Raw genomic sequence first — 2508 nt, 5'->3', positions numbered from 1 at the left:
GCGTCTGCCGATCCAGGTTCAAACGAACAATTAACCAAAGCGCTTGTCGAGCTAGATGCAAACGCAAGACAAGTTGAAGCATCTGCAAAAGTCGTCAAAGCCAGTAATGAGATGGTTGGAAGTATTCTTGATATAAAAGTCTAAAATACCATCTGCTGTATATATTGAGAGGAGACTCCCCCCAACTTCTCTCATCCTGCTAAACTGTCCGCTCGTTTTACAACTCCGACACACCTTTGAATAATCCATCCTACTCACCGTTATCGCAGGCCGCTATTCTCAGCGCCATGGAACCACAGACAAGCAACAAGCTCAGCGAGATGTTGATCTTGCCAGAAGTCACGTCCACAAATGACATTCTCTGGCAAAGATTCAGCCAACATCATCTAGAGCCTGCGGCATGTATTGCTGAAACGCAAACCGCTGGCAGAGGTCGCCGAGGAGACGTATGGCAATCTCCTCCTGTGGGTAACCTCTACCTTTCTTTATTCTGGCCACACTGCGCAGAAGAAGCCAGACATGGACTGAGTATTGCTATTGGCATTAGTTTAATTAATACACTCAAGCAGTCTGGAATCAATCAGTTAGCATTGAAATGGCCTAATGACGTCTTATATAAAAGACAAAAGCTGGCCGGAATTCTTGTAGAATCGAGATTTAATACCAGACAATACACCGTTGTAGGAATTGGCCTTAATTTTAAGCTTCCAGAATCTACACAAACATTAATTCAACAACCATCTACCAGCCTCGAACAGCTTTGTGACCCCGTCCCCTGTCGTAGTTGGCTGGCAGGAAAAATACTGCAGAACATGATAGAAACAATAGAACTGTTTGAACATCGAGGTCTTACTGACTTCCTTCCACTCTGGCCTCAATATGATGCTCTGCATGAGCAAGCCATCACATTGATTGAAGGCGATCAAAAATCATCGGCACTTGCTTGTGGTATTAACGAACATGGTGAATTACGGTATTTACAAAACAATGAAATAAAACTGCTGTCTAATAGTCATATCAGCATTAGGTTTGCTTCATGAAATTACTGGTAGATATTGGTAACAGCCGAGTTAAATGGACCACTATGGACAATAATGGTCTTAATGAAAGTCAAAGTTTTGATCGAAACAAATCAGGAATCAAAGCTTCATTAAACAAAGTGTGGAAAACATTATCTGAAATCGAATCAGTATATGTTGCCAACGTAGCCGGCGAAAAAATAGCCGCTCAACTTACTGAGTGGACAGAAAAACAGTGGAACCTGACCCCCAAATTCATTCAAGCTGAGAAAAAACATTTCGGTGTCACCAATGCTTATGATGAACCAGCCAAACTTGGTATTGACCGTTGGTTATCTCTGATTTCAGCACGGCAACATGCTAGGCTTGCACAGTGCATTATTGATTGTGGTACGGCAATCACCGTTGATATCGTCACAAAGGCAGGTCAACATCAAGGGGGAATGATTATCCCCGGTATCAGTATTATGAAAAGTAGTCTGGTCAACAATACTGATGCATTAACTACCGATACAGATGATCAAGAATTCAAAACTCTCGCAACGAACACCTACAGTGCAATACAAACCGGTACGCTATATGCCGTCACCGCCACTATTGAGCGTATCATTAGTGATCTAAAAGAAAGCTTCAATAACCGAATTCGATTCATTATCACCGGTGGTGATGCCCAAGCTTTACTTCCACTTCTGTCTGATGACGTTCATTACTATCCAGATATTGTGCTTAAAGGTCTTGCGTTTTATGCGCGACAAGACAAAGCAAAACCAGCAGAAAAAAACAAATCTAAAGCACAGAAATCTCAAATATCATCGGATGTAGATGGTCAGGAAAAAACAGAAACAGCAGCAGATGTAACAGATAAGACTGCGCCAAATACTGTTGAAACATCAACGGAAAATGATAATCCGTCACCAGAAACCATAACAGAAGAAAAAAAGAAACCTGCACGTAAACCAGGTAAAACACGTGCCACCAAACCCAAGTCACCAGCAAAAACAAAAAAACAAGCGTCAGACCCATCATTGCCAGAAGAGGCAATCTGAGGTAATCTTTCGCTCCCTTAAGGAGAACTGGCCGAGTGGTTGAAGGCGCACGCCTGGAAAGTGTGTATAGGTTAATAGCCTATCGAGGGTTCGAATCCCTCGTTCTCCGCCAAATTAATTTCTTACACTACGGCTTGTTGATCTCCATTGGTCATTCTCCACCCATCGCTTTATCGGATTTTTAAAAGTAATGGTTGATCTTGCGCATGGATATTAAGCATTTTCAGAATACAGAAACCAGCTTCATCTTATTGAACCCAGTTTTTGCTTCCCCTTGGCCGAACTGTCTGAATGAACAGACAATAATAAATTTCTTTATTTTTATTACCGCTATGCATGGCACTCAAATCAAAAAAAGCATAGAATAGCTAACTCTATGGTGGCCCAGCCGGTCTCCTCGCGACGATATGTTGGTTACCACGTCAGGCCCGGAAGGGAGCAGC

Annotated in this window: 2 protein-coding genes and 1 tRNA gene; all 3 read left to right on the top strand. The window is 42.4% G+C overall.

The genetic code is table 11. The features are described from left to right. The first annotated feature begins 320 nt into the window (after window positions 1-320). Window positions 321-1040, top strand: coding sequence for a biotin--[acetyl-CoA-carboxylase] ligase (locus tag B4K20_RS12640; protein WP_289283151.1), 720 nt, complete (start codon window positions 321-323; stop codon window positions 1038-1040). Continuing rightward, complete coding sequence (locus B4K20_RS12635) at window positions 1037-2065, top strand: type III pantothenate kinase (RefSeq protein WP_289283150.1); 1029 nt, start codon at window positions 1037-1039, stop codon at window positions 2063-2065. The genes B4K20_RS12640 and B4K20_RS12635 overlap by 4 nt, the downstream gene beginning before the upstream one ends. A 21-nt stretch (window positions 2066-2086) precedes the next feature. After that, a tRNA-Ser gene (locus B4K20_RS12630) sits at window positions 2087-2177 on the top strand. The last annotated feature ends 331 nt before the right edge of the window (window positions 2178-2508 follow it).

The organism is Methylophaga sp. UBA5088, assembly GCF_002414625.1.
GTDB classification, from domain to species: domain Bacteria; phylum Pseudomonadota; class Gammaproteobacteria; order Nitrosococcales; family Methylophagaceae; genus Methylophaga; species Methylophaga marina.
This window is presented reverse-complemented; position numbering and strand designations above follow the sequence as displayed.

Bases quoted from the DNA above. Each gene is read 5' to 3' on its own strand.
- B4K20_RS12635 (WP_289283150.1), top strand. From the start codon at position 1,037: ATGAAATTACTGGTAGATATTGGTAACAGCCGAGTTAAATGGACCACT.
- B4K20_RS12640 (WP_289283151.1), top strand. From the start codon at position 321: ATGTTGATCTTGCCAGAAGTCACGTCCACAAATGACATTCTCTGGCAA.